Source organism: Candidatus Megaera venefica (assembly GCF_034554655.1).
Taxonomy (GTDB): domain Bacteria; phylum Pseudomonadota; class Alphaproteobacteria; order Rickettsiales; family Rickettsiaceae; genus Megaera_A; species Megaera_A venefica.
In genome coordinates this window covers 1-5,107 of record NZ_JARJFB010000134.1, presented here as the reverse complement: position 1 = coordinate 5,107, position 5,107 = coordinate 1, and the positions used below count along the sequence as shown (strand labels likewise).

At 33.3% G+C, this 5,107-nt stretch carries 2 protein-coding genes; one reads left to right on the top strand and one right to left on the bottom strand.

What is annotated here, in order from left to right:
* A partial coding sequence (locus Megvenef_RS07435) for a UbiA family prenyltransferase (RefSeq protein ID WP_322777328.1) occupies positions 1 to 745 on the bottom strand: 745 nt, incomplete at its 3' end.
* A gap of 72 nt (positions 746 to 817) precedes the next feature.
* Between Megvenef_RS07435 and Megvenef_RS07430 the strand changes: the two genes are divergently transcribed.
* Positions 818 to 3,334, top strand: coding sequence for a valine--tRNA ligase (locus tag Megvenef_RS07430; protein ID WP_322777327.1), 2,517 nt, complete (start codon positions 818 to 820; stop codon positions 3,332 to 3,334).
* The last annotated feature ends 1,773 nt before the right edge of the window (positions 3,335 to 5,107 follow it).

The window sequence follows — 5,107 nt, the reverse complement described above, 5'->3', positions numbered from 1 at the left end:
CAAGTAAACTTAGACCCAAAAATATTCCTAGGTAAAATATTTTGGATAAACTGATGGTAGTTAGATAATAGGAAAGAAAAAATAAAACTATAAATATAATATAAAATATCATAATCCACGCCTTGTAATTCTTATTTTCTAACCAAATTGCCATTGATTTAACGTTAATTTTCTTATCATCTTTAATATCCATGAAACCATATATTACATCGAATCCTATTGTCCAAAATCCTATAGCTAAATATAGGATGACAGCATTTATGGATATATTATTAGTAATACTCGCATAACCAATTAAAGAAGCTGTACTATAAGTTAATCCAAGGAAAACTTGAGGTAGGTAAGTTATTCTCTTCATTAGAGGATAAAAGGCCGTCATAACTGCAGCAATTAATGAAGTGTAAATTGCTACTTCAGGGAGTGTGATGAGTATTAGCAAACTAATGACTAAAAATATCATCAATTGAATAAGGGCAAATTTTATACTAATTGACCCATTAGCTAGCGGCCTGTTTTTTGTTCTTTCAACTTTGCTATCAAAATTTTTATCAAAAATATCATTAATAATGCATCCAGCACCCCTTGCAGTAAGGCTTCCAAGAAAAAATAATGGAAGTATTTTAAGGTCAGTAAAAGTAGTGCTACCAAGAATCCCGCCAAACGATGCTATGAAAAAAGGGAGCAAGTAACTAGCTGGTATGTTAAGTCTTGCTAGCTTAATTGCAGATAAAAATATGTTTGGCATTTTTGTTCTAGTTGTAATATTATTCTTCACTCTAAATACTAATAAATAAATTATTCCAGTTAAGTAATACCAATGGTAGAATTCCCTAGCAAGTACAAGTTTAGTGACAGCGAAAAAAAATGGCAACAGTTTTGGCAAAAGCAAGGTGTATACTTGTGGGATAGAAACGAAACTCGTGATAGGACTTATGTTGTTGATACGCCTCCACCCACAGTTTCCGGACAATTGCATATAGGGCATGTTTATAGCTATACCCACACTGATTTTATCGTGCGTTATCAGCGTATGAAGGGAATGAATATATTTTATCCAATGGGTTTTGATGATAATGGCTTACCAACAGAGAGATTAGTCGAAGCGAAGCGAAAAGTTAGAGCAAGCAGCATGAATCGGGAGGAATTCATTGCCATTTGTCAAGACGTTGTAGAGGTTGAAGAGGCAAAGTTTCATGATTTATTTAATCGAATTGCATTATCAGTAGATTGGAATATTGAATATAGAACTATTAGCCCTATTTCTTGCAAAATATCTCAAATGTCTTTTCTTGATTTAATACAAAAAGAACAGATATATCGTGATTCACAGCCTATGCTTTGGGATCCTGTTGATCAAACCGCTCTAGCGCAAGCTGATATAGAAGATCATGAAAAAACAACCTTCATGAATGATATTCAATTCACAACCGAAGATGGTAAGCCAATAATTATTGCTACTACGAGACCTGAATTACTTCCTGCGTGTGTGGCTGTGTTATTTCATCCCGATGATACTAGATATAATAAACTAGCTGGAAAATTTGCGATATCACCGCTATTTAGCGTTAAAGTACCTTTATTGGCCGATGATATGGTTGATCCAGTAAAAGGTACCGGTCTTGTAATGTGCTGCACTTTTGGTGATCAAACAGATATTTTATGGTGGAGAAAGCATAAGCTGCCAACAAAAATAATTTTCAGTAAGTGGGGGACAATAGCGGGCATAGAGTTTGACGATACTTGTATGGATAAAGAAAAAGCAGAGAAATTTGCTATGGAAATTGTTGGTATGAAGATCATCCAAGCAAGAGAAAAAATTATTGAACTTTTGAAAAACGAAGGTTTGCTTTCGAGCCAAACAGAGAGGATCCAGACGGTAAAATGTGCAGAAAGATCCGGTTCTCCGCTTGAGATACTAACAACCCCACAATGGTTTATTAAAGCGGTTAACCACAAAGATGAGTTAGCCAAAAGGTCTAATGAATTAAATTGGCATCCATACTCAATGAAAATTAAGCTGGATAGCTGGATTCAGGGCGTGTCGCTTGACTGGTGTATTTCAAGGCAAAGATATTTTGGGGTACCTTTTCCTGTATGGTATTCCAAAAGAAGGGGCGAAGAGGGAAAAATACTTTTGGCAAAACCTGAACAACTACCAGTAGATCCTTTGCGGGATTTGCCAATTGGTTATGCAAGAGAGGAGGTAGAAGCTGACAAAGACGTAATGGATACATGGTCAACTAGTTCCGTTTCTCCTCAGCTAAGTTCTCATGGTATTGCACAAGGTTTTATGGTTGACCAGGAACGTCATAAAGCCTTATTCCCGGCTGATTTGCGCCCACAAGCGCATGAAATATTACGAACATGGGCTTATTATACCTTACTCAAAAGCCATTTACATGAGAACACGTTGCCGTGGAAAAATATAATGATTAGCGGGTGGTGTTTAGCTGAAGATCGAAGTAAAATGTCTAAATCTAAAGGGAATGTTCTGGTTCCAGATGCTTTACTTGAACAATTTGGTGCAGATGTTGTAAGATATTGGTCCGCTAGTTCAAGACTTGGGGCGGATACAGCTTATTCCGTGGATGCTATGAATAATGGTAAGCGCCTAGTGAATAAATTATGGAATGCAGCAAAATTTGTTTCCCAGCATTTTGATAAAATTCCAAGTGAATATAAAAATGTAGAGCTATCGGAATTAAAAGATAAAATCTGTTGTGACTTTGACAAATATTTTATAACCAGATTATCCAGTCTTGTGAGTGCTGCAACTAGTGAGTTTGAAAAGTATGAATATGCTGGGGCAATGGATCATACAGAACAATTTTTTTGGTTTTTATTCTGTGATAATTACCTAGAGATTACAAAAACTAGGGCCTACGATGAAGAAAATAAAAACGCCGCAGGTGCTTTGAGTGCTAGATTAACACTTTATCATAGCTTGAAGATAATACTAAAATTGTTTGCTCCATTCTTACCGCATATTACAGAGGAACTTTATCAATTGTTATATACTACTGATGACTCAATTCATAGAAGAGGTTCTTGGCCAGTATTAGACTTAGTTTTTAATGGGGTAGATAAATCTTCCAAACAGTTAATTGAAGTTTTGGAGATGGTGCGAAAAGTGAAGGCAAAAGATAATTTATCTATTAAAGCTCCAATAAGCTACATTGAGATAGCTGGTAAAAAAAGCTTATCTGATGATTTGATTACAGATTTGCAAAACGTAACCTCAACTATGGAAATAAGATTTGTTTCTGAGCTAAGTAGCAAAGAGCAAGAGCTTAAAACTGAGATCATAGAGATCAATGTAGTTTATAGCAAATAAACTACATCTTGATTTTTTATATAGCCAAAGCAGTTAGATTTATTATCTACAACGTGCCCAGTATAAAACTTTCGAATGCTTCAATGTTTAGTGGTTTTTCAAAGAAAGCATGGGCTTCTAATTTATTCATTTTTATAATTAATTTATTTCACAATAATCTTGTCCCAACAATTCTTTATAACTCTATTTGAGTTATTGCACACGTCTAATTATAATATATTTTAGTTACTTTTCATCATCTTTGACTTTACTAATCAATAATTCAATCTTTTTAGTTGTTCTTTAAGGTGTTTCAAGGAAAAGAAAGACATAATCAAATAATAATTTATCGAAAGCATGGGCCAAATGATTAGGTCCTAAATACATTTTTCTGGTAAGCGCATTCCAAAATCTGCATCCTACACTCACAAGGTTGTAGATTATATGAGAATACCAATAGAGATTGAAGAATTAGAGGCCATCAATGATGGAGGTGTAGCAAATATGAAGTGGAAGAAAATTAAATCAATCGGAATTTGATTTATATATATATCATTAATGGAAAACATATAAATAATAATAATATGAGTTTACGATTGAAAGTAGAAGGAGAAATAATTGAAGTAAATCCCAAATTCACAGAAGTTAGTACTTTGCTCTAAGATTTAGTCTCGCAATCGAGTTTGGAAGAAGTAAAATATTTAAAATTAATCAAAAGGTATTTGAATTGAATAGCACCTTTGTCTCCAGAAAAGCATTTGACATCATCACAAAATATTACGAATTTAACTAATTTGCTCCAACCATAATCACACAATCAAGTGAAGATCCTGATGTGCTTTTCCTCAATGCTCATGACAAGGAACTTATGATGCCCATTAATCCCTTCCAAGGAGACTTCTTAAAAGAATTACTCAAAACCGCCGTATATTTGAATGTTATAGCCTTCAAAAGTATCATATTTAATATCATGTAGAATTATGTTTGGCCAGAATCCTGGTTGAATTTTATTTCGATAAAAATGATAGTCACGAATCACTCAATAAATTGTAAAAAAAATATGAAAATGTCCCCCCCCTCACCCTATCAGATGTTGAAAAATACAAGAAACTATATCCCCAACTTGTTTCCGAATTTAAATGAAGTACATTCATAAAATAAATATATATTCAAAATCCTACATATTTCCTCCGCTTATAACCTAAATCAAAAAATAATTTACTTCTTAACTACACCAAAGACTTAAAATTCTAAATTATCAATTTCTTTTCAAACCCTCTTTCAGACTCACTCAGCTATTAACAATGCTATTATCTAAAATATTAACCTGATATATACTAATCACTAAGTCTAGTTATGTGTTCCGAGTTGCTTTGTTTTGGATTTGTAATTTTCTACTAATAACTGAAATACTTACTTTTCTCTCACTTTCGATAAATCTACTTTCCATATCTGGCAATATTTTCCTAGAACTACCTAGAGTTGTGGTGAACGAATTTCTTTTCGTTAATTTGGCTTTGTTTAATTATAGTTGTGTTTTTGATTCAGTAGACAAGGTTATTCTTTTCTATGAAAACTCTATACTGGTTTTAGATTTAAAGGAGGGAATTGGATATTGTTCGAGGAAGGTCATTTTGGATCTTTTTGGCATGAGGGTTAACTGTTTGATGATTTCAATCATATCTTTGATGTGATCAAAATAATAGTCTACAGCTATTTGATAGAGGTATGTAAATTTAGATTTAGTTTAGAGATGTTATTAAATTACTCCCATATTAACATACAGTTTAAGAA